The following is a 20,577-nucleotide window of genomic DNA, read 5'->3' as shown; positions in this document are numbered from 1 at the left end:
TTTATTATTGATAACCTTTTCCGGTAAACCAGTCATAACCTTCAATTGTAGTATATTCAATAGGTACAGTGTTTCGTTTTTCGACTGTTTCTTTATTCGTAGCCGGATTGTTTTTGGAGACAAGTACTTTTCCCGTTTTCTCAATTTCGTTGATTATTTCATACGTTACAGACTCTAAGGTATCTACTGCTTCGCCATTCCACTGGTATTTGTACATATTAGTGTACCCTGCGTGTCCGTATGCGACACCTCTTATTATTTTTTCCTGTGGAGAAAAGGTAGGATTGATAAATTCAAATTGTTTTGAAAATGTTTTTTTATCCTTTTTTAAGAGATAAACATCGCTGAAAGCTTTTAAACAGCAGCCAATTGCACCGTACCATTCTACAACAAAATCTTTTAATCCGTCTCCGTTAATATCCCTGATGGTATCATTGCGATAGGTAATGTTCTCTATCTCATAGGAGATAACCTTTTCAAATTTACGATCGGCTTTTGAATAAATATCAATGTAAACTCCGTAGGAGCCGTATCTGTGAATAATTAAATGCTGATAGTCTTTTGTGAAATGATGATCCAGATTTAGTTCGACTTCAAGTCCGGACGAAATGGTAATTTTTTTTTGAAATGTATTCTTGTGGCTGTTTTGTTCAGCAATTTTTAAAGCATCAGATAAGACTTTTTCAAGCTCTAAACTGTCATCTTCCGTTTTTTCTTCAATTTCTTCCTCTTTTTCGGTTTGTACCAGTTTTTCCTGATCGGATCCTTTCTTTTTATTCGGTTGGCCGCATGAAAATACCAGCAGCAAAATCGCAGCTGTTGACAATAGCTTTAGTTTTAGTGTCATGCGGTTACAAAGAGATTAAAAATAGAATTGAGTTTTTTTATTTCAGTTTTGTTTTCTTTTGTTTGGCAAGCTGCTTTTTGGTTTCCAGAGCTTTTTCCAGTCGGTTTTTAAAGCGAAAAAGTTTAGGAAGTCCTTCGAGCCGGTCTTCTACAGTGATTTCTTCATAGACCACGATCGCTTTTTCTAAAACCCTGATTTCATTGTCGAGATCGTTTTGGTTTTTGTAAATCGTAGCCAGTCGGTCATAAGGGTGGTTTCCTTTAAAGCCTTCTGCAACATTTTCTTCATATAACTCAATAGCTTTTTCAAGATTTCCGGTTTTTTCGAACTCAGCTCCTTTCAGGTTGCGTTCGACCTGCAGATTTTCATTGATTTCCATATGTAAGAGTTTGATTTGGGGTTAAACTTCTTCGGATTTTTTCCCAAAATCTTTCGGGAAAATTAAAAAACGTGATAAAATAAGACCTGGAATCGTAGCTATTAAAACCCAGATAAAGAAGTTCTGATAGCCTAAATATTGCTGTATATAACCGCTTAACATTCCCGGAAGCATCATTCCTAATGCCATAAATCCGGTTGCCAGTGCATAATGTGCTGTTTTGGATTCTCCCTCGGCCACATGAATCAAATACATCATAAAGGCCGTAAAACCAAATCCGTAACCAAATTGTTCTAAAATTACAACGGCATAAATGTAATAAATTGATGCGGGGTGAAAAAATGCTAATAAAATAAAACCAATAATAGGCAGGTGCATCGCCAGAAACATAGGAAACATCCATTTGGTAAGACCTTGTCTTGAGATAGCAATACCGCCCAGAATTCCGCCAATTGTTAAGGCAGCGACACCACAGGTTCCATAGATAATTCCAACAGCTTCGGTATCTAAAGCCATTCCGCCCAGTTCTTTTTTGTCCAGCAAAAACGGGCTCAGCATTTTAAGCAATTGCGATTCTCCTAATCTGAAAACCAGGATAAAAGCCAGAACTAATCCAATTTGTTTTTTCTTAAAGAAACTGATAAAGATGGTTCCGAAATTTTGATGATGTACCTCTTTATTGTTTTTTGCTATATTGATTTCATTTTTTGGTGTAAAAAAGAAATTGTAAATCGTAATAAAAGTCATTAATAAACCTACCGCAATCATGGTATAGGACCAGGCTTTGGTATTATCACCATATTTATGTTCCAGATAACCGGCAAAAAGCACAATTAACCCGTTTCCTGCTAATAAGGAAAGGCGGTAAAAAGTGCTTCTGATCCCCAGGAAAAATGACTGCTGATTTTCGGGTAAAACCAATAAATAAAAACCGTCGCTGGCAATATCATTGGATGCCGAAGCAAAAGCAGCAACCCAAAAAATAGCCAGTGTCATCATAAAAAAGCCATTGGTCGGGATTGTAAATCCAACTAATAAAAAGGCGATCGAAATGAGCAGCTGCATAGATAAAAACCATTTTCTTTTGGTTCCCGTTAATTCTATAAACGGACTCCAAAGCGGTTTGATTACCCACGGCAGATATAACAAACTGGTGTAAACGCCGATATCTTCATTGGAGATCCCCAAATTTTTGTACATAATTACCGAAACGGAAATAATTACGGCGTATGGCAGTCCGGACGCAAAGTTCAGAAGCGGGATCCAGAACCAGGGTTTGTTATCTGTCTTCATTAGGCTGGGCAGGTGAATAGATTTTAAAATTCTTTTTTATATCGGCAGCAGCGGGTGTGCTTTCGTTTGCAAAATAGTCAATAAATGTCACAGCACAAGCTTTGTACATTCTGATTTTTTCGGCCGGAATCGAAAATGAAATGACACCGTCTTTTTCAACAGCCCTTACCTTGTCAATTATTTTCGTCGCATCATTCGTATTCACTTTTGAAACATGTTCGCCGCCGTAAATCACGATATAACGTACTTTGGTATTAAGCGGGCTTTTAATACTAAAAGTATATTTTAAACTGTCTTTTTCAAATTCAGTAAAAACCGGATTATCGATTATAATACGTTTTAAATTCGGAACTGCTGCCGGAATGGCCGGATATTTATATTGATTATCCTGTAAAAGGCGCACCACATCGAAATTTTTATCCATAAACCATTTGGCGCTGAAATAAGCACTTCCGGAAACATTTTTGAAACTTCTGGCAAAATCTACCTGATTTGGGATTTCCATGGCAAAATTCCAGCTTTTATCGCCGTCGCCCCTGATTTTATAAGAAGCATGACCAATATAAATAGCAGTATTGTTAGAGTTCTCTGACCACCATTTTACCAGTTTCGAATAAGAAGCTCTAGGATTGTTCATACTCCAGTACAATTGCGGCAGGATATAATCGATCCATTTTTGGTCCATCCATAAAACCGGATCGGCATATAAATCGTCGTAATTAGAAGTCGATTGTGTTTCAGAACCTCTCGAATCCTGCGATTTATTCCGCCAAACCCCAAACGGACTAATTCCGAACTGTACCCAGGGTTTACTGGCTTTTATAGTAGTTGAGATTTTGTGTACAAAGTTGCTTACGTTCGCCCGGCGCCAGTCGGCAAGACTTAAACCTGTTCCGTATTTTCTGTAAGAAGCCGTGTCGTTAAATACTTTTCCGGGAACGGCATAGGGATAAAAATAATCATCAAAATGAATGGCATCAATATCATATTTATCAACGACTTCTTTTACCACTTTGGTTAAATGGGACTGTACCTCAGGTAAGGCAGGATCATAATAATATTTGCCGCCGTATTCAATCATCCATTCCGGATGTTTGAAAATATCATGATTTGGATTTAAAAGGTTTTTATTTAAATCAAAAGTGGCGCGATATGGGTTCAGCCACGCATGAAATTCAAAACCTCTGTTATGGGCTTCTTCGATCATCCAGGCCAGTGCATCGTAATACGGATTCGGGGCCACGCCTTCTTTTCCTGTCAGGAAACGGGACCAGGGCGCCAATTCTGACGGATAAAAAGCATCACCGGCAGTTCTGATCTGAACGATAACCGCGTTGTAGTTTAATTTTTTATAGGCATTTAAAATCTCTAAATAATCTGCTTTTTCTTTTTCGACAATATCTGCGGCAGTTTTTGGCCAGTCGATATTTACTACGGTCGCAATCCACACTCCTCTAAATTCATTTTTGGGATGCATTATTTTTTCCTGTGACAGAGATTTCCATCCAAAGCAGAATAAAAGTATGAAAGAGTATAGTAAGTGCTGATTTTTATGCATTTCAAATGTTTATTTTAACAAGAACCAAAAATAGGTTTAATTTTTTTTCTGCCACGAATTCACGAATTATTTTTTTAATGTTTGAACATAATCAATCCGTATAATTCGTTTAATACTATATTATTCGCAGAGATTATCAATAAATTTGTGAATTTGTGGCTGATTTTTTAATCCGGAAACGAAATTTTCCCCATGGTTACAGACGGAATTCCTTTTTGGGAACCAAAATTATAATTTCCTCCTGCTACAGTTTCATTGGCTAAAACCGCAAACAAAACGGCTTCTTTTGCATCGCCTGATATTCCCAGAACGTCACTTTTTTCAAACTTACACGATAGTAATTCCTGTAACCAGTTCACCAATAATGGGTTTCGTGCGCCGCCGCCGGACATATACACTGTAAACTCTTCGATTGGCGTTTTAGTATTTTCTACGACAAACAAAACCGCTTCGGCAATCGTTTCGGCGCTCAGGCGTGTTAAAGTCGCCAGCAAATCTGGTGCCGAAATGTTCTGTAAACCCAATTTAACCAAAGCCGAATTCACAAATTCATGATTGAACAATTCCTGTCCAATCGTTTTTGGGAAGCTTTTTTTAAAGAAGGGATTGCTTTTCAGTTCGTTTAAAAGTGCTGGATTTACAGTTCCTTTTTTAGCGATTTCGGCATCTTTATCGAAGCTTTTTTCAGGGAAAAACTGTTTGGTAAAAATATCAATCAGCGTATTGGCAGTTCCCGTATCGGTTACAAAAACGTCGCCGGCGTTTTGTGAAGCAGGTAAGTAGGTAAAATTGGCTATGCCGCCCATGTTCAGCATGATTCGGTTTTCGCCATTTTTACTGAACAATAAATAATCGCCATAAACGGCCAAAGGTGCGCCTTCGCCGCCGGCAGCAACATGTTTCTGTCTGAAATCGGATAAAGTGATAATTCCGGTTTTTACCGCAATATGATCGCCGTCGCCAATCTGTAAAGTGGCATTTGGGAATTTTTCCTGCTGATGTAAAAATTTGGGTGCATGCAGAACCGTTTGTCCATGCGAAGCGATTAAATCCACTTCGGCAGCCGGAATATTCCATTTTGCAAGACAATCGTTTATCATTCCGGCATGTAAATCTGCAATCCATTCGTTTAAAACAACCAAATGTTGAAAATCGATGGTTTTCTGTGCAAACACTTTTCGTATTTCCGTTTTAATATCGTCGTTATAATCGATCGTTTCAAATTGTTCGATTTTTACAACTGTATCACTGCCTTCGCCTGTAATTTCACAAAGTGCCAAATCGAGTCCGTCCAGCGAAGTACCGGACATTAAACCCAGTATTTTTCGGGTGTCTTTTTGAGCGATTTTGTAAAGGGCGCTTATGTTTTTATTCATTTATTATCCTGATCTTAAAAAAATGCTTTGTTAACGCTAAAATGGGATTATTTTGTATGTAAATATAAGTAAACCTTAAAAATTATTTACGCTTAAGTGGTTCCAAACGTATAGAAGTATCGTTTTTGGTGTGTACTCGTTTCAGCAAATAGATGCTGTGTGTAAAATCTTGATTTTGTTTTAAGCGTTATTCCATTTTAAAAGCTATAGTTCCTGTTTGTTTTAATTCGGCTTTAAAGACTGTGTTTACAGGTGTTTCAACAAAAGAATAGACTATCAATAAAACTTACCGCTGTTTTTATATATTTGTTTCCAGACCGAATTAAATTTCGAACCATAGCCATTTGCCATGCAATTACTTATTTACTGATGATCTTTTGATCACTCAGTTCATGAATGATATGGTGAATGAACAGGATTTGAATACCAGGATTTTTGGAAAAAAGTAACGATTTAAAGATTAATTTAAAAAATATTGGATGGAAGATTGGGTTTCTTATTATAATCAAGAGGAGTATGGGTTTTCAGAAAGTTTTAAAAAAGAGTTAGCGAAACAATTAGGAGAACGACTTATAAAGAAACTGGAATATGAGAATCTTTTTGATAAATATTTTTACAATTTATTTCTGGGAATGCAGGAAATAGAAATTAGGGAAAAGGATAATTATGTTTTTGGTAATGCTGAAATTATCAGTCCTGATTCCCGTTCAAGACAAATAACCATTTGCTGGAAGTCTGATTTTTTTGAAAACAAGCTTGAAATGCATAAACAGAATGTCGAAGGAAAAATTGATTTTTATTTTTGCTCCGATTTTCCAACTGAAGAATTAAAACAGTACATAAAATATAAAAAGCCTAAAAAAACGGACAATTTAAATAATTCGTTTGAACTGGAAATTAACTACACTAATTTTCCAGATCTGGTCATTACATTTGAAGGAAAAGAAAAATGGAATCCTGAAGAAGAAACTGAAATACTAACCATTTTTAAAAGAGACAAAAACGTTTATGTTTCAGACTTTAAAGACAATAGTATTGTACTTGATTTTCAGGCCCATTCTGAAAATAGTGTTCAAATAGCCAAAGAGTATATAAACGAATCTTTATCCATAATTAAAAATTCTGTTTTTGGAGCTAAAATCGACAAAATCATTGTAGAGTAAATATTGCCTATTATTTCCTGATTTTCTCCCTAAATCTTATTCAAATAAAGTATGAAATCAACATTAGCGTATATTTTCCAGTTTTTATACTGGCTTTGGTTTGTTATTTTTTTCTTTTTCATGATTGATGAGATTTTCAGGCTTAACCAAAGTCTTATTGGCGAAGGCAAAATTTATATGATCGTCACCACTTTTGTCCTCTTTATTGTTGGCCTTTTCTTCTATTTGTTTGCACTCACTTTTGAAATTCCAAACCAAATGAACAAACTTTTACGATCCGGATCGCTTGTTTTTTGTGTGCTTTTGATTGTGGCGTTTTTTATTTTTATGAGAAATAACAATAGTTTGTCCGTACATTATTAATTTATTTTCAAAATAAAGGAATGGGAACTTATTTTAAATCTGAATTATGCATTTAATATTGTATAAAATAAATAGAAATGATTCTGAATTATATGATATTATTAAGCATAATATTGAAAAATTTAGGGGTTCTATCTTTTATAAAATGGATTCAGATGAAGGATTTGAATTTAACGTTTTTGAAGGGAATATAGCAAACGAAGGGATTACAATTTATTTTGAAGGAAAAGTTAATTTCATTTGGCTGTCTATTAAATATAGTCAATTTTTAAATCATAAGATTTATTATGAAAGAGTTCTAAATTTTGAAAAAAACATTCTCGAATTAATGAATTTTGATAGTGATATTTATCGCATTGATGAAATACTATTTGATGATTTTATTTTAAAAAAAGGAGTTCATTGGTATAGAGATGATAATGCAAATGAAGTTTTTAACGAATGGATACAAAACGAAGAGAAATTACATTGGTTTAAAATTGAAGCTCCTTATAAAGAATTAAGTTTTGAACGTTTTTTAGAAGAACGTGGATAATTATTAGTACTGTTTGTCCTTTCGAGGAACGAGAAATCAAACTCATAGCCCACAAAGTTTATCATTTACTAAAAGAGAACCCTCGATTTCAAAAACCAAGGGTTTGCTTTTAAAATTCTACTCCAACTCCAAATAAGGATTTAAAATTTCAGCCAGTTCATTGAGCCAGTAAAAGCTTTTTTCTAATTTGGTTATTTCCTGCTGCGGGGTTTCGTGTTCCCGAATAAGACTTAAAGCCAGTACAAAATTGACCTGTCGTATGGCTTTTGCCATTTGTTCCGGAGGTACGGTTTGATTAAAGAAAGTAATTAGCCTGTTTTCGGCTTCTTTGGAGAGTTTGTTAGTGCTCATAACTAGACAGTTTGATGAATTAAGCCCTTGCTATTTATAACAAAAGCAGTTTTATAAAATCCTTAATGTCGTAGTTTAAGAAAAACAAATATAGTAAATAACGATTTTAAAATAAGAAAAATAATATGTTTTTAAAATTCACAAAGTAAAGTTACAGGATATTTTTGCACTCGAAATGTATTAAAATGATTATCAAGGTCACTAAAGATGCTTTCAAATCGATCAAATGAAGACTCATAGCCATAACCTCCGTCTTTTTTAAAACTTTCTTTAATTTTTAGTTTTCCCACAACTTCAAATTTTTCTTTAAAGGAAATAATATTTTTATGTGTAACCAAATGATAGGGAAGCCCAAAGAAAAAATTATCCTGATTAACATATTCCCATATTTCATCAACATTGGGCTGCTGTTCCAGAGTTATTCTCCAGTCAAAACCTGATCCAATTTTTCGCCCGGCAATAAAACAGGACTTTAAGGTTTCTACCGTTGGTTTATCTTTTCCTTTATAAGTTGTAGCAACCAGATCGTAAGTGCATTGTCCGCGCTGCTGCGTTACTTTGGCACAAATTACAGCATAATAATTTTGGTCTGAAAGTTGAAAAGCCAGTAAGTCATCGGGTTGGAAATAAAGATTTTTAATGATTCTGAATTTCTTTCTTTTTCTGATTTTTAAATTAGGCTGGCTTATTTTTTTTAAAAGTTTATCAAGTTCTTTCTGGCGTTTCTTTCCTTCGTTAACATCGCATTCATTTGTCCAGAGATTAACTCCGGCCTTCAAATCGATAACCCGTTTTACTTCTTCCAGAATTTTCTCTGTCATTTCTCCAATTTCCCAAAAAGCAAGGGCGTAGGCAGTGACAAAAATTTCGTGATAGAAATCAGATTCTTCTCCGTAATCTTCTTTTATAAAAGGCAGTTCTTTTTGAATCGTTTCGATACTGGCTTCACTATCATACAAATCCATTATTTGTCCGTAAGTGTCACGTGCTAAATCGCCATCGATTATTTTTACTCCGTCTGTAGCCATTTTATATTTTTAAAAGAATTTAAGGCTAAATATAAATAGTTATTTTTCAAAAAAAGAAGGAAAAAGAAATGAATTGTATAAGATATTACGGTATAGAAGTAGATTGCCCCAATTAAAATTTCGGTTTTTTTAAATCCCGGATCCCAAAAAGAAAACCTCAGAACCTTTGTTTCTTTGAATGGCTGTAGCTTAAAAAAAACTATTTTTGTAGGCAATAAATTTAGTCTGGAATGTCAATACTCAAAGAGCTGCAGGAATTATCAGCATCATTAGAAGGCACACTTTTATATGATGATCTTCATAAAACACTTTATTCGACAGATGCATCGGTGTACCGGATTCGTCCGAATGCAGTCGCTTTGCCTAAAACAAAGGAAGATATCAGCAGATTAATTCGTTTTGCGGCTCAGCATCATATTTCGGTTACGCCCAGAACAGCGGGAACTTCGCTGGCCGGACAAGCCGTTGGCGACGGACTGGTGGTAGATGTTTCCAAACATTTTACCAAAATAATAGGTTATGATGCCGGGAAAAAAACGGTTACAGTTCAGCCGGGTGTGATTCGAGACGAACTGAATTTATTTTTAAAACCTTACGGCGTATTTTTCTCTCCCGTGACATCGACTTCAAATCGTGCCATGATTGGTGGAATGGTGGGCAATAATTCATCCGGAACGACTTCGATTCGTTATGGCGTGACCCGTGATAAAATTGTGGAAGTAAAAGCGATTTTAAGTGACGGAACCGAAGTAGCTTTTGGCGAACTCACATCAGCAGAATTTATCGAAAAAACAAAGGGTGATTCGCTGGAAAATAAAATCTACAAAAGCGTTTACGATGAACTTTCGGTAAAAGAAAACCAGGAAGAAATTATAAAAGAGTTTCCGAAACCGGAAATTCACAGACGAAATACGGGTTACGCCGTTGATATTCTGTTAAAATCAGAATTATTTGGCGGAACAGAACCCACAATCAATCTTGGGAAACTGCTTTGCGGAAGCGAAGGAACCCTGGCTTTTACAACCGAGATTACTTTAAAAGTCGATGATTTACCGCCGGTACATAACATTATGGTTGTGGCACATTATCATACGATTCAGGAATCGCTGGAATCTGTTGTAGTGGCGATGAAACACCATTTGTACACCTGTGAAATGATCGATGACACGATTTTGGATTGTACCAAAACCAATAGGGAACATATTAAAAACCGTTTCTTTCTGGTGGGCGAACCCAAAGCCATTATGCTTTTTGAAGTCGCATCGCATACACTGGAAGATGCCGAAAAACAAGCCGATGCTTTAATCGCCGATTTGGAAAAACATCATTTTGGATATGCGAGCGTTAAAATTTACGGACCGGATATTGATAAAGCCAACGAACTGCGAAAAGCCGGACTGGGACTTTTAGGAAGTATTGTAGGCGATGATAAAGCAGCTGATTCTATTGAAGATACAGCAGTTGAATTAAGCGATTTACCGGCTTACATTGCAGAATTTTCGGCCATGATGTTAAGCCACGGACAGGAAGCGATTTATTACGCACATGCCGGTGCGGGAGAGCTGCACCTGCGTCCGGTTTTGAATCTGAAGAAAACATCTGATTTAAAATTATTCAGGACCATTGCGACCGAAGTAGCGCATCTGGTAAAAAAATACAGAGGGTCGTTAAGTGGTGAACACGGTGACGGAATTGTACGAGGCGAGTTTATTCCGTTTATGATTGGTGAGAAAAATTATGAACTGCTCAAACGAATTAAACTGGCATTTGACCCTAATTCGGTTCTCAATATCGGGAAGATTGTCAATGCCCTGAAAATGGACGAAAACCATCGTGTAATTTCAGGAAGGATAGAACCGGATATTAAAACGTTTCAGGATTTTTCAGATAGTTTAGGCATTTTGCGCGCTGCCGAAAAATGCAACGGTTCCGGTGACTGCCGAAAAATGCCATCAGCAGGCGGAGCGATGTGTCCGAGTTATCGTGCAACGAGAAATGAGAAAGAAACGACCCGTGCGAGAGCGAATGCATTACGGGAATATTTGACGTATTCTGAAAAAGAAAACAAGTTTGACCAGAAAGAATTATACGAAGTTTTTGAGTTGTGCGTAAGCTGTAAAGCCTGTGCGAGCGAATGTCCCAGTAACGTAGACGTTGCCACTCTAAAAGCAGAATTTTTATACCAATACCAAAAAGCGAACGGATTTTCGACCCGAAACAAGATTTTTGCCAATAACGCCAGACTGAATAAAATGGGAAGTATATTCCCGTCGGTTACGAATTTTATTTCGAATCAGTCCCTGGTTAAAAAATCAATGGGAATTGCTCCCGAAAGACAGGTTCCGTTACTGGCAAAAAAGACGTTTAGAAAATGGCATGCCCATCATAAACCTGCTGAAACAGATTTTCCAAATGGAAGATTGTATTTGTTTGTAGATGAATTCACGAATTATTATGATGTAAATATCGGAATTGATGCTTTTGAATTACTGACTAAATTAGGTTATCAGGTTTTGGTGGTTGATCATGAAGAAAGCGGCAGAACCTATCTTTCGAAAGGATTTTTGGAAGAAGCAAAAAAGATAGCGAATCACAACGTAACTGTTTTTAAAGATTTGGTCCTGGCGAATGCACCATTAGTTGGAATTGAACCTTCGGCGATTCTGACTTTCAGGGATGAATATCTTCGTTTAGCCGATGATAAAGAAGCTGCAGAAAAACTATCTCAAAATGCATTCACGATTGAAGAATTCTTTAAAAAAGAAATCATCGACGGAAAAATAACACCGGATTCATTCTCTGAAGAAACCAAAGAAATTAAAATCCACGGACACTGTCATCAAAAATCACTGAGTTCTGTTGAAGCAACTTTTGCCATGCTGAACCTTCCTAAAAATACTACGGTTACGATTTACAATTCGGGCTGCTGCGGAATGGCAGGATCTTTTGGTTATGAAAAAGAACATTATAAAGTGAGTATGCAGATGGGAGAGGACACGCTTTTTCCAAAAGTGCGAAACACCGCCCAAAACGTAAAAATTGCCGCAGCAGGAACGAGCTGCCGCCACCAGATTTACGATGGAACCAAACGGGAAGCCCAGCATCCCGTGAGTATTTTGAGAAGCTGTTTAAAAAGTTAGCCGCGAATTACACGGATTACACGAACTATACTTTGCGCTGATTACACTAATTTAATAAGATGTGATTTAACGTTGTGCATTTGCTTAGTATTTTTAGAAACTGGCAGGAGTAAGATTTAACCGCAAAGTTCACAAAGGTTTACGCAAAGTTCGCAAAGATAAAAAAAGGTTTGCCGCAGATTAAAAGGATTATTAGGATTTTTGAAGAATGTATTACGTTTTTTAATCTGTGTTAATCAGTTAATCTGTGGCAGAGTAGAGGTCTTTTGTTTTTCCTAAATTCAGCAAATTTTTAAAATTTTAATATAAAAGATCTGCTTCAATCGTTTGGCAGCAATAAGAATCTGTTCAATCTGCCAAATCTGCGGGAGAAATATATAAACAAGATTTATTATTTCACGCAGATTTGGCAGATTTAGACAGATTTTATTTTAGATTAGAAATAAAAAAATCTGCGCTTATCTGCTTAAATCTTTTAAATCAGCGTGAAATAAATATTTAATAATCTGTGTTAATCATTTTAATCCGTGGCAGAATAGATACTTTTTGTTTCTCGCAGATTCTACAGATTGAGCATATTTTTAAGATTTTAATAAAAGATCTGTGTCAATTTTTTTGTGCGGTAAGAATCCGCCTGATCTGCCAAATCTGCGAGAGAAATATATAAACAAGATTTATTATTTCACGCAGATTTTGCACATTTAGGCAGATTTTATTTTAGATTAGAAATAAAAAAATCTGCGTTTATCTGCTTAAATCTTTTTAAATCGGCGTGAAATAAATATTGAATAATCTGTGTTAATCATTTTAATCCGTGGCAGAATAGATGTTTTTTGTTTTATCCAAATTCAGCAGATTTTTAAGATTTTAATATAAAAGATCTGTGTCAATCATTTGGCTGCAATAAGAATCTGTTCAATCTGCCAAATCTGCGGGAGAAACATATAAACAAGATTTATTATTTTACGCAGATTCTGCGGATTTAGGCAGATTTTAATTTTAGATAGAAATAAAAAAATAGCTGTTAATCATTTTAATCTGTGGCTAAAATAAGTAAGCCTTATCGTTTTTATACAATAAGGCTTACAGAATAAAGGCTCTCGATTATTTAGCTCCCGGAGGAGATTTCTCTTTTATGTATTTGATAAAAGTATCAAAAAGATGTTTTCTGGTTCCTTCGCCTTCAGAAATACTGTGAGAACGATTTGGATAAATCATTAAATCAAACATTTTATCGTATTTGACTAATTCATTAATTAAAACTTCTGCGTTTTTGTAATGTACATTATCGTCGCCGGTTCCGTGAATGTATAACAAATTCCCTTTCAGATTTTTGGCATGAGTTACCGGAGAAGCCTTTTCATAAGCAGCTTCGTTTTCGTCTGGTAATCCCATGTATCTTTCTGTGTAAATATTGTCATAAAAATGCTGGTCGCTAACAGCGGCAACCGCTATTCCGGTTTTGTAAATTTCCGGATGCTGAAACATTAAATTTAAGGTTACAGCACCTCCACCGCTCCAGCCATGAACAGCTACTCTGTCAGCATCTATAAAGTTCCATTTTAAAACCTCTTTAGCTGCCATAGCCTGATCATGTGTATTGATAATCCCGATGTTTTTATAAATCGATTTTCTCCATTTTGTACCTTTCATTAGAGGAGTTCCGCGATTATCCATGGCTATTCCAATGTAACCTTCTGGAACAAGTGCGGTAATCACAGGATGAAAAACCGGCTCATCATTGGCTACAGATGCAACAGGTTCTCCGTACACATAAAAAAAGACAGGATATTTTTTTGAAGGATCAAAATTCAAAGGTTTAGCCATGATTCCGTCTACTTCTATGCCGTCAACCGTTTTAACTTTAAATTTCTCCAGGGTATAATTACGTGTTGGAGCAGTAAAAGAATCGGGAGCAGCCGGGTATATTTTTTTATGACCTGAGAGTGCGACTAAACGATTGTTATAATCACGATTGATATTAGAATTAGTATGCATAGCATATTTTCCGTCTGGAGAAAAACGGTATTCATTTGTGCCTTCAAATTCTTTTGGGGTAACCCGTTTTGTTTTTTTGGTATTCAGATTGGTTTCGTACAAATAGCGCTGTGTTGCATCTTTTGGACTTGCTATAAAATAAATCGATTTTGTGTCCGGATTATAAGCTTTGTAATAAGCATCAAAATTTTCGGTTGTAATTAATTCTTTCTTTTTTCCATCACTGCTGATTTTGTAAACGTGCATCCAGCCATCAGCATCTGAACTCCATAAAAAAGCTTTTCCGTTATCTACAAACTGGCAGGGAAAAGTATCATATTCTCCTGAGGAAATATCAAATACATCGATCCAGGCATCTGATTTTTCCTGGTACAATAAATCGGCTTTTCCGGATTTGGTGTCGCATTTATAGAAGGAAACCTGATTTTGGTTTCTGTTTAATTGCACAACCATCACATTTTGATTGTTAGTCCATTGCATTCGGACTAAATAATTATTGTCTGGTTCTCCCGGAATATTCAGCCAGTTGGTTTGTAAGGAAGCAATATCAATTACGCCGATTTTTACAGAGGAAGGTTTTTCTCCGGCTTTAGGATATTCAACCGGAATAGTAAAAGGATAAAGTGCATCTGTATTATTGATCATTAAATGGAATTTTGTGTTTGATGCATCTACACGCCAGAATGCAATGCTTTTCCCGTCAGGGCTCCATCTGAAACCGTCACGTGCAGCAAGTTCCTCTTCGTACACCCAGTCAAAAGTTCCGTTGATAATTTTATCGGTCCCGTCTGTGGTTAAAGGCGTTATTTTTCCGGAATTTAGATTTTCCAGATAAATATTGTGTTTAGAAACGTAAGCCACATTTTCATTATCGTTTGAAAACTTGGCAAACATTAAAGATGATTTTTGGAGATTGTTTCCTAATTGTCTTCCTTTTCCGGTTTTTAAATCGAAATACCAGTAATCTCCTTTAGTATTGGCTCTCCATACTTTTTTAGAATTGGTATAAACCAGTACTTTGGTTTTATTTTCGTTCCAGACCAATTGTTCTATTTCTCCTGAAAAACCGGAATTTTTTAATTGATCTGCTGTCAGGATAGTATTTTTTTGAGTTAGTTTATCGGCATCATATACCACAATACTGCCCTGATCATTAACCCAAAACAGATGTGAGTCCGGCAGCCAGTTTAACTGCGTAATGTCAATGCTTTCCTGGGCAAAAATGCTGGAAGAGATTAATAAAAATAGTAAAAGGAGTTTCTTCATAATATAAAGGTTTTGATCATAATTAAGCATTGCGGTTAGAATGGTAAATCTAAGAATTATCTGTATTTTATTGCTGTTTTTATATGTAAAAGATTTTATCCCTGAAACACAGGTTTTTTGCCATCAAAGACGAAATAGAATTTTATAAAAATAATAGAGACGGAGGTTTTTGGGTGCGTTTATATTACCATGAAGTAAACGTATATTATCTTTTTTTGGAATTACTGACTGCTTTTATTTTATAGTTTTTATTCTGTTCTCTTAAAAAAAAGAGTGAATTTGACTGCAGTTTTGATATACTTTATTCTCTAATTTTTGATGATAAAAATTATCGAAGAAACAAAATCGTTTTATAAATTTGATTTAACGATAAAATTTGCATTATTTGCAAAATAAAACAAAAAGAACTGAATTAAATTAATTTATAACAGTAAAACATATATGGCATTTTCAAGTTTATTCCGAAAGAAAACAGTACAGGATATCCTGAAGCAGGTGGCACAGAACGAAACAGACGGTCATAATGCATTAGGAAAACATTTAACGACCAGAGATTTAACGGCTTTCGGAATAGCAGCTATTGTTGGGGCAGGGATCTTTAGTACGATTGGAAAAGCCAGTGCAGACGGAGGGCCCGCTGTTATTTTCTTATTCTTATTTACGGCTCTGGCCTGTAGTTTTGCAGCCTTTGCTTATGCTGAATTTGCGTCGATGGTTCCGGTTTCGGGAAGTGCGTATACGTATTCGTATGTAGCTTTTGGAGAATTAATTGCCTGGATTATTGGCTGGGCTTTGATTATGGAATATGCCGTAGGGAACATAACGGTTGCCATATCGTGGAGTGATTATTTTACCGGACTGCTCCAGAGCGGCGGCATTCATTTACCGCAATGGATTCAGATGGATTATTTAACTGCTTCTAACGGATTTAAAGATGCCGAAGCTTTAATGCGAGGAGGGAAATCTTTCGAAAACCTAAGTGTGGCTTTACAGCAGGCACATACGGCCTGGACAACAGCACCTACTTTTGGTTCTTTTCACTTTGTAACCGATTTACCGGCATTGTTTATTATTATCCTGATTACAGCTTTGGTATACAGAGGAATGAAAGAATCCCGAAATGCCAGTAACTTAATGGTAGTGGTAAAACTTTGTGTGGTGCTTTTGGTAATTGCGGTAGGTATATTTTATGTAGATACAGCGAACTGGAATCCTTTTGCGCCAAATGGAGTAGGAGGCGTTTTAAAAGGAGTTTCTGCAGTTTTCTTCGCTTATATTGGTTTTGACGCCATTTCGACAACAGCCGAAGAATGTAAAAATCCGCAGCGTGATTTACCAAGAGGAATGATGTGGGCGATTATTATCTGTACACTTTTATATATCGCCATAGCGTTGGTTTTAACCGGAATGGTACAATATCACGAATTAAATGTGGGAGATCCTCTTGCCTTTGTTTTTGATAAATTAGACTTAAAATGGATGTCAGGTATTATTGCTGTGAGTGCCGTAGTAGCAATGGCAAGTGTTTTACTGGTTTTCCAGATGGGACAGCCTCGTATCTGGATGAGTATGAGCCGTGACGGTTTACTGCCAAAGAAATTCTCTACCGTACACCCAAAATTCAAAACGCCTTCATTTGCCACTATTGTAACCGGTTTTGTGGTAGCAGTTCCGGCTTTGTTTCTGAACCTGACCATGGTAACTGATTTATGCAGTATCGGAACTTTATTTGCCTTTGTCCTGGTTTGCGCCGGAGTTTTGGTATTACAGAACAAACCTGAAATTCCAAGAGGAAAATTCAAGACACCTTATATCAATTCAAAATTCATTCTGCCAGTATTAATGATTGCCGGATTGTATTATGCATTTGCCTTCAACAGTAAAGCTACCATGGCATTTATCAATAACGAACCGCAGATTTATGATGCTACTTCGATTGTTACTTCTTTAGATAAGTCAGAATCTGAAAAAGTTTTCAAGTATTTAGAAAGTATCGAAGTAAATAATAAAACTGCTGAAACTTCAGATCTAGAACATTTATTAGGACAATATCAGGACGACGATGCCAAATATGCTGAGGTTGTAAAAGGCCTTCCAATTGCCGAATCTGCCAAATATGAGTCGGGTTTTGGTTTATTTAAACACAAAATACCTATGTGGATTTTCTTATTCGTTTTGGTTGGATTAGCCGTTTGGGCATTTAGAAAAAATCTTTCTTTAATTCCGCTTTTAGGATTAATCTGCTGTTTGTATATGATGGCCGAATTAAGTGTATGGAACTGGATTTATTTTACGATTTGGCTGATAATCGGATTGATAATTTATTTTACTTACAGTAGAAAAAATAGTAAGCTTAATGTAGTTTAGTTATAAATTAAGAGCTATAAATGATACCGAAAAGCCGTTCTGAAGTACTCAGAACGGCTTTTTGTATTTTTGATTTTTTTATAAAATTATTCTTATATTTTTAAAATCATTTTCCTTAAGTTTGCTCCCGGTAATAAATTAAAATTAATAAACAATACATGAGTTTTCTGGATAAAATACTGGGTAAAAAAGAGACGCCAATACAATCGTGTAATGATTTCTGGAATTGGTTTCTAAAACATGAAAAAGAGTTTTTTAAAACGGTTCAGACAGGAGATACTATCCATAAAGATTTTTTCGATAAATTGGCACCAAAACTGGATGAAATTCATGAAGGAATTTATTTTCTAACCGGAATGTTTGATGATCAGACTGCTGAATTAATTCTTACACCAGACGGAGTAATTAAAAACATTTATGCGATAGAAGAATTGGTGAAGGGAGCGCCTCAAATTAACGGCTGGAAATTTACTGCTCTTAAACCGGCTTCAGATATTAAAGATGTAAGTATTAGCTATGAGAACTTTGATTTTAATAAAGACAATGTAACGTTTTATTCTAAAATACATAAAAGCTATCCTGACGAAATTGACCTGACCATTGTTTATGATGATTTTACAGAAGAAAAAAAGGCTTTAATAACAAATGGAGTTTATATCTTTTTGGATAACTATTTAGGAGAACTTCATTCTGTTACCCTGATCGATAACCTTACCGTTACAGGAAAAGAAAATAACGAAGAAGAATTAATTCCGATAGAAAAATTAAAAGACTATTTAATCTGGAGAGAAAAAGAGTTTGTTGAGAAATACGAAGGTACAAGGCATAACACCGAAAACGATGGTTATGCTAATTATGAGGGAAAAAGAAAAGATGGAGCTTTAGTTTTATCTTTAATGAATACTACACTTTTGAATTGGGATAAAAAAGCATCACATCCCTGGGTTTTTATTGTAGCAATTCCTTTTGATGACTGTGATAATGGCGGGCTTCCGGATGAAAAAATGTATAAACTGCTCGATGAAATCGAAGAAGAACTAATAAGTGTTTTACCAGACTTTGAAGGATTTTTAAATCTGGGGAGAGAAACGGCAGATAATAAAAGAGAATTATTTTTTACCTGTAAAGATTTTAGAAAACCAACGAAAGCAGCTGACGAATTAATAAAAAAATACAGCGGTGTTTTTGATATAAGCTACGAAATCTACAAAGACAAATACTGGCAGACGTTCCGGCATTTTGAGCCGAGGTAGTTTTATAGGCCGCGAATTCACGAATTTTTATTATTTAATTCGTGAATTCGCGGCAAACAAAAATTTAGTGTATCTCTGTATAAACTTCCTTACGAATCTGTGTGGAATTTAAAACACCAACTTCAATCATACACTGTTTCATCATTTCATAAGTTCGCTGGATATCATTGTCCAGTCCGATAGAAAAACGAATCAAACCATCAGTCAGTCCCATTTCTTTTTGTTCTTCTAGCGGAATCTCACTAGAAGTCGAAGTTCCCGGTGCGCTGAAAAGTGTTTTATAAAAACCTAAACTTACCGCCAGATACCCCAGATTTCGTTCCTGCATTAATTCCATTAATTCATTTGCTTTTTCCAAAGAACCCACATCAATTGTCAGCATTCCTCCAAAACCATATTCAGGATTAATCATCGTTTTGTACAATTCGTGACTCGGGTGACTTTTTAATCCCGGATAAACCGTTTTTAAGCCGTCCTGTTCAAACATATCCGCCAGAAAATGCGCATTATGACTGTGTTGTTTAATTCGGATATGAAGTGTTCTGAGGTTTTTCATTACGCTTGCAGAACGTAAACTGTCCATTGTTGGTCCTAAAAGCATGCTGGCGCCTGAATTGACGTTTTTTAGCGAATTAATAAATTCTTTCGAAGCACAAGTCACACCGCCAACAGTATCGCTGCTCCCGTTAATGTATTTCGTCAAACTGTGGATTACAATATCAGCGCCCAGTTTTGCTGGAGAAACCGACAGAGGCGAAAAAGTATTGTCGACAACCAGTTTCAAATTATGCTTTTTAGCAATTTTAGCCAGGCCGGCAATATCAGCTACTTCTAAAAGTGGATTACTAACCGTTTCGCAATACAAAACTTTTGTTTTAGGCGTAATTGCAGACTCCACAATATCCAGTTTTGTAATATCTACAAAAGTCGTTTCAATACCGAATCTTGGTGTGAAATTTTTCAGGAATGCATAAGTGCCGCCGTAAATAGTTCTGCTCGAAACAATATGATCTCCCGCACCGCACAATTGCAATAGAGTAGGTGTAATCGCGCCCATCCCTGAAGCCGAAACATTTGCTGTTTCTGTTCCTTCCATCGCCGCCAAAGCCTGATCTAAATACAAATTACTAGGCGAAGAATGACGGGAATACAAATAACAGCCTTCCATATTGCCCTCAAAAGTGTCAAACATGGTTTTCGCCGAAAGAAAAGTATAGGTCGAAGAATCAGAGATCGACGGATTCACACCGCCAAATTCGCCAAAGTATTGTAAATCCTGAATTTTGTCTGCTGGGTTGAAATTTTTCATAGTAGTTAGTTTTTTTGTTTCAAGTTTCAGGTTTCAAGTTGTTTGACCATGAACCTGTGTTTTCATATAAATTTTTAGAAGCTGTTTCCTGCTATCCGCTATATCTTTTATGGTCTCGTTAGAAAAAAACGAGACCATAAAAGGATGTCGCTTCTATCAGGGCTAGGGCAGTCATTTTCAAAATAAATTTTATTCAAAGTAAGAATGAATCAGAAAAATAATCAATTATTAGTTTGTAATTTAGATTTTAAAACTATAAAAATGTGTTTGTTTTGATTTTTAATCTAAATTTGATTCAAAAAGTATAACGAAATAGATTTTCTTTCATCTGAAAAGAAACTACCAACAATC

At 35.8% G+C, this 20,577-nt stretch carries 15 protein-coding genes; 6 read left to right on the top strand and 9 right to left on the bottom strand.

The features are described 5' to 3' along the window. Positions 1-4 precede the first annotated feature (4 nt). From ACODST_RS07140 to ACODST_RS07120, 5 genes are all read right to left on the bottom strand, one after another. Entirely contained in the window at positions 5-847 is an 843-nt protein-coding gene (locus tag ACODST_RS07140; protein WP_488931432.1) for an XAC2610-related protein, read from the bottom strand. 37 nt (positions 848-884) lie between these two features. Then, the gene (locus ACODST_RS07135) at positions 885-1,226 is read right to left on the bottom strand and encodes a hypothetical protein (RefSeq protein ID WP_488931431.1); all 342 of its coding nucleotides are present in this window, start codon (positions 1,224-1,226) and stop codon (positions 885-887) included. Positions 1,227-1,247: 21 nt separating this feature from the next. Next, entirely contained in the window at positions 1,248-2,519 is a 1,272-nt protein-coding gene (locus tag ACODST_RS07130; protein WP_488931430.1) for an MFS transporter, read from the bottom strand. Continuing rightward, positions 2,506-3,996, bottom strand: a complete 1,491-nt coding sequence (locus tag ACODST_RS07125; protein ID WP_488931429.1) for a glycoside hydrolase family 10-like protein — start codon at positions 3,994-3,996, stop codon at positions 2,506-2,508. The genes ACODST_RS07130 and ACODST_RS07125 overlap by 14 nt, the downstream gene beginning before the upstream one ends. A 248-nt stretch (positions 3,997-4,244) precedes the next feature. Then, positions 4,245-5,453, bottom strand: a complete 1,209-nt coding sequence (locus ACODST_RS07120) for an anhydro-N-acetylmuramic acid kinase (protein WP_488931428.1) — start codon at positions 5,451-5,453, stop codon at positions 4,245-4,247. Positions 5,454-5,932: 479 nt separating this feature from the next. Here ACODST_RS07120 and ACODST_RS07115 point away from each other — a divergent pair, with 479 nt between their 5' ends. The 3 genes from ACODST_RS07115 to ACODST_RS07105 are packed head-to-tail and all read left to right on the top strand — an operon-like array spanning position 5,933 to position 7,514. Continuing rightward, positions 5,933-6,616 carry a hypothetical protein gene (locus tag ACODST_RS07115; RefSeq protein ID WP_488931427.1) on the top strand — a complete coding sequence of 228 codons (684 nt, stop codon included), beginning with the start codon at positions 5,933-5,935 and terminating at the stop codon, positions 6,614-6,616. Positions 6,617-6,667: 51 nt separating this feature from the next. Then, positions 6,668-6,979 (top strand): hypothetical protein, encoded by a 312-nt coding sequence (locus ACODST_RS07110; RefSeq protein ID WP_488931426.1) that lies wholly within the window; start codon positions 6,668-6,670, stop codon positions 6,977-6,979. Between the two features lie 46 nt (positions 6,980-7,025). After that, positions 7,026-7,514: a hypothetical protein gene (locus tag ACODST_RS07105; protein WP_488931425.1), complete on the top strand. Its 489-nt coding sequence runs from the start codon at positions 7,026-7,028 to the stop codon at positions 7,512-7,514. Between the two features lie 117 nt (positions 7,515-7,631). Here ACODST_RS07105 and ACODST_RS07100 read toward each other — a convergent pair whose 3' ends face one another. Continuing rightward, complete coding sequence (locus tag ACODST_RS07100) at positions 7,632-7,865, bottom strand: hypothetical protein (protein ID WP_488931424.1); 234 nt, start codon at positions 7,863-7,865, stop codon at positions 7,632-7,634. 131 nt (positions 7,866-7,996) lie between these two features. Continuing rightward, positions 7,997-8,893: a hypothetical protein gene (locus ACODST_RS07095; protein ID WP_488931423.1), complete on the bottom strand. Its 897-nt coding sequence runs from the start codon at positions 8,891-8,893 to the stop codon at positions 7,997-7,999. A 230-nt stretch (positions 8,894-9,123) separates the two neighbouring features. Here ACODST_RS07095 and ACODST_RS07090 point away from each other — a divergent pair, with 230 nt between their 5' ends. Beyond that, positions 9,124-12,033, top strand: a complete 2,910-nt coding sequence (locus ACODST_RS07090) for an FAD-binding and (Fe-S)-binding domain-containing protein (RefSeq protein WP_488931422.1) — start codon at positions 9,124-9,126, stop codon at positions 12,031-12,033. A gap of 1,104 nt (positions 12,034-13,137) precedes the next feature. Here the strand turns inward: ACODST_RS07090 and ACODST_RS07085 are convergent. Continuing rightward, the gene (locus ACODST_RS07085; RefSeq protein WP_488931421.1) at positions 13,138-15,297 is read right to left on the bottom strand and encodes a S9 family peptidase; all 2,160 of its coding nucleotides are present in this window, start codon (positions 15,295-15,297) and stop codon (positions 13,138-13,140) included. Positions 15,298-15,738: 441 nt separating this feature from the next. Between ACODST_RS07085 and ACODST_RS07080 the strand changes: the two genes are divergently transcribed. Both ACODST_RS07080 and ACODST_RS07075 read left to right on the top strand, forming a co-directional pair. After that, a complete protein-coding gene (locus ACODST_RS07080; RefSeq protein ID WP_488931420.1) occupies positions 15,739-17,664 on the top strand; it encodes an amino acid permease in 1,926 nt (641 codons plus the stop codon). Between the two features lie 158 nt (positions 17,665-17,822). Continuing rightward, complete coding sequence (locus tag ACODST_RS07075) at positions 17,823-18,917, top strand: DUF695 domain-containing protein (RefSeq protein ID WP_488931419.1); 1,095 nt, start codon at positions 17,823-17,825, stop codon at positions 18,915-18,917. A gap of 64 nt (positions 18,918-18,981) precedes the next feature. Here the strand turns inward: ACODST_RS07075 and ACODST_RS07070 are convergent, their stop codons facing one another. Then, on the bottom strand, positions 18,982-20,226 hold the full coding sequence (locus ACODST_RS07070; RefSeq protein ID WP_488931418.1) for an aminotransferase class I/II-fold pyridoxal phosphate-dependent enzyme: 1,245 nt from the start codon (positions 20,224-20,226) through the stop codon (positions 18,982-18,984). Positions 20,227-20,577: the final 351 nt, after the last annotated feature.

This window comes from Flavobacterium sp. FG19 (assembly GCF_057809475.1).
Note: the sequence above shows the minus strand (reverse complement) of the source record. Positions and strands in the feature narration are given on the sequence as shown.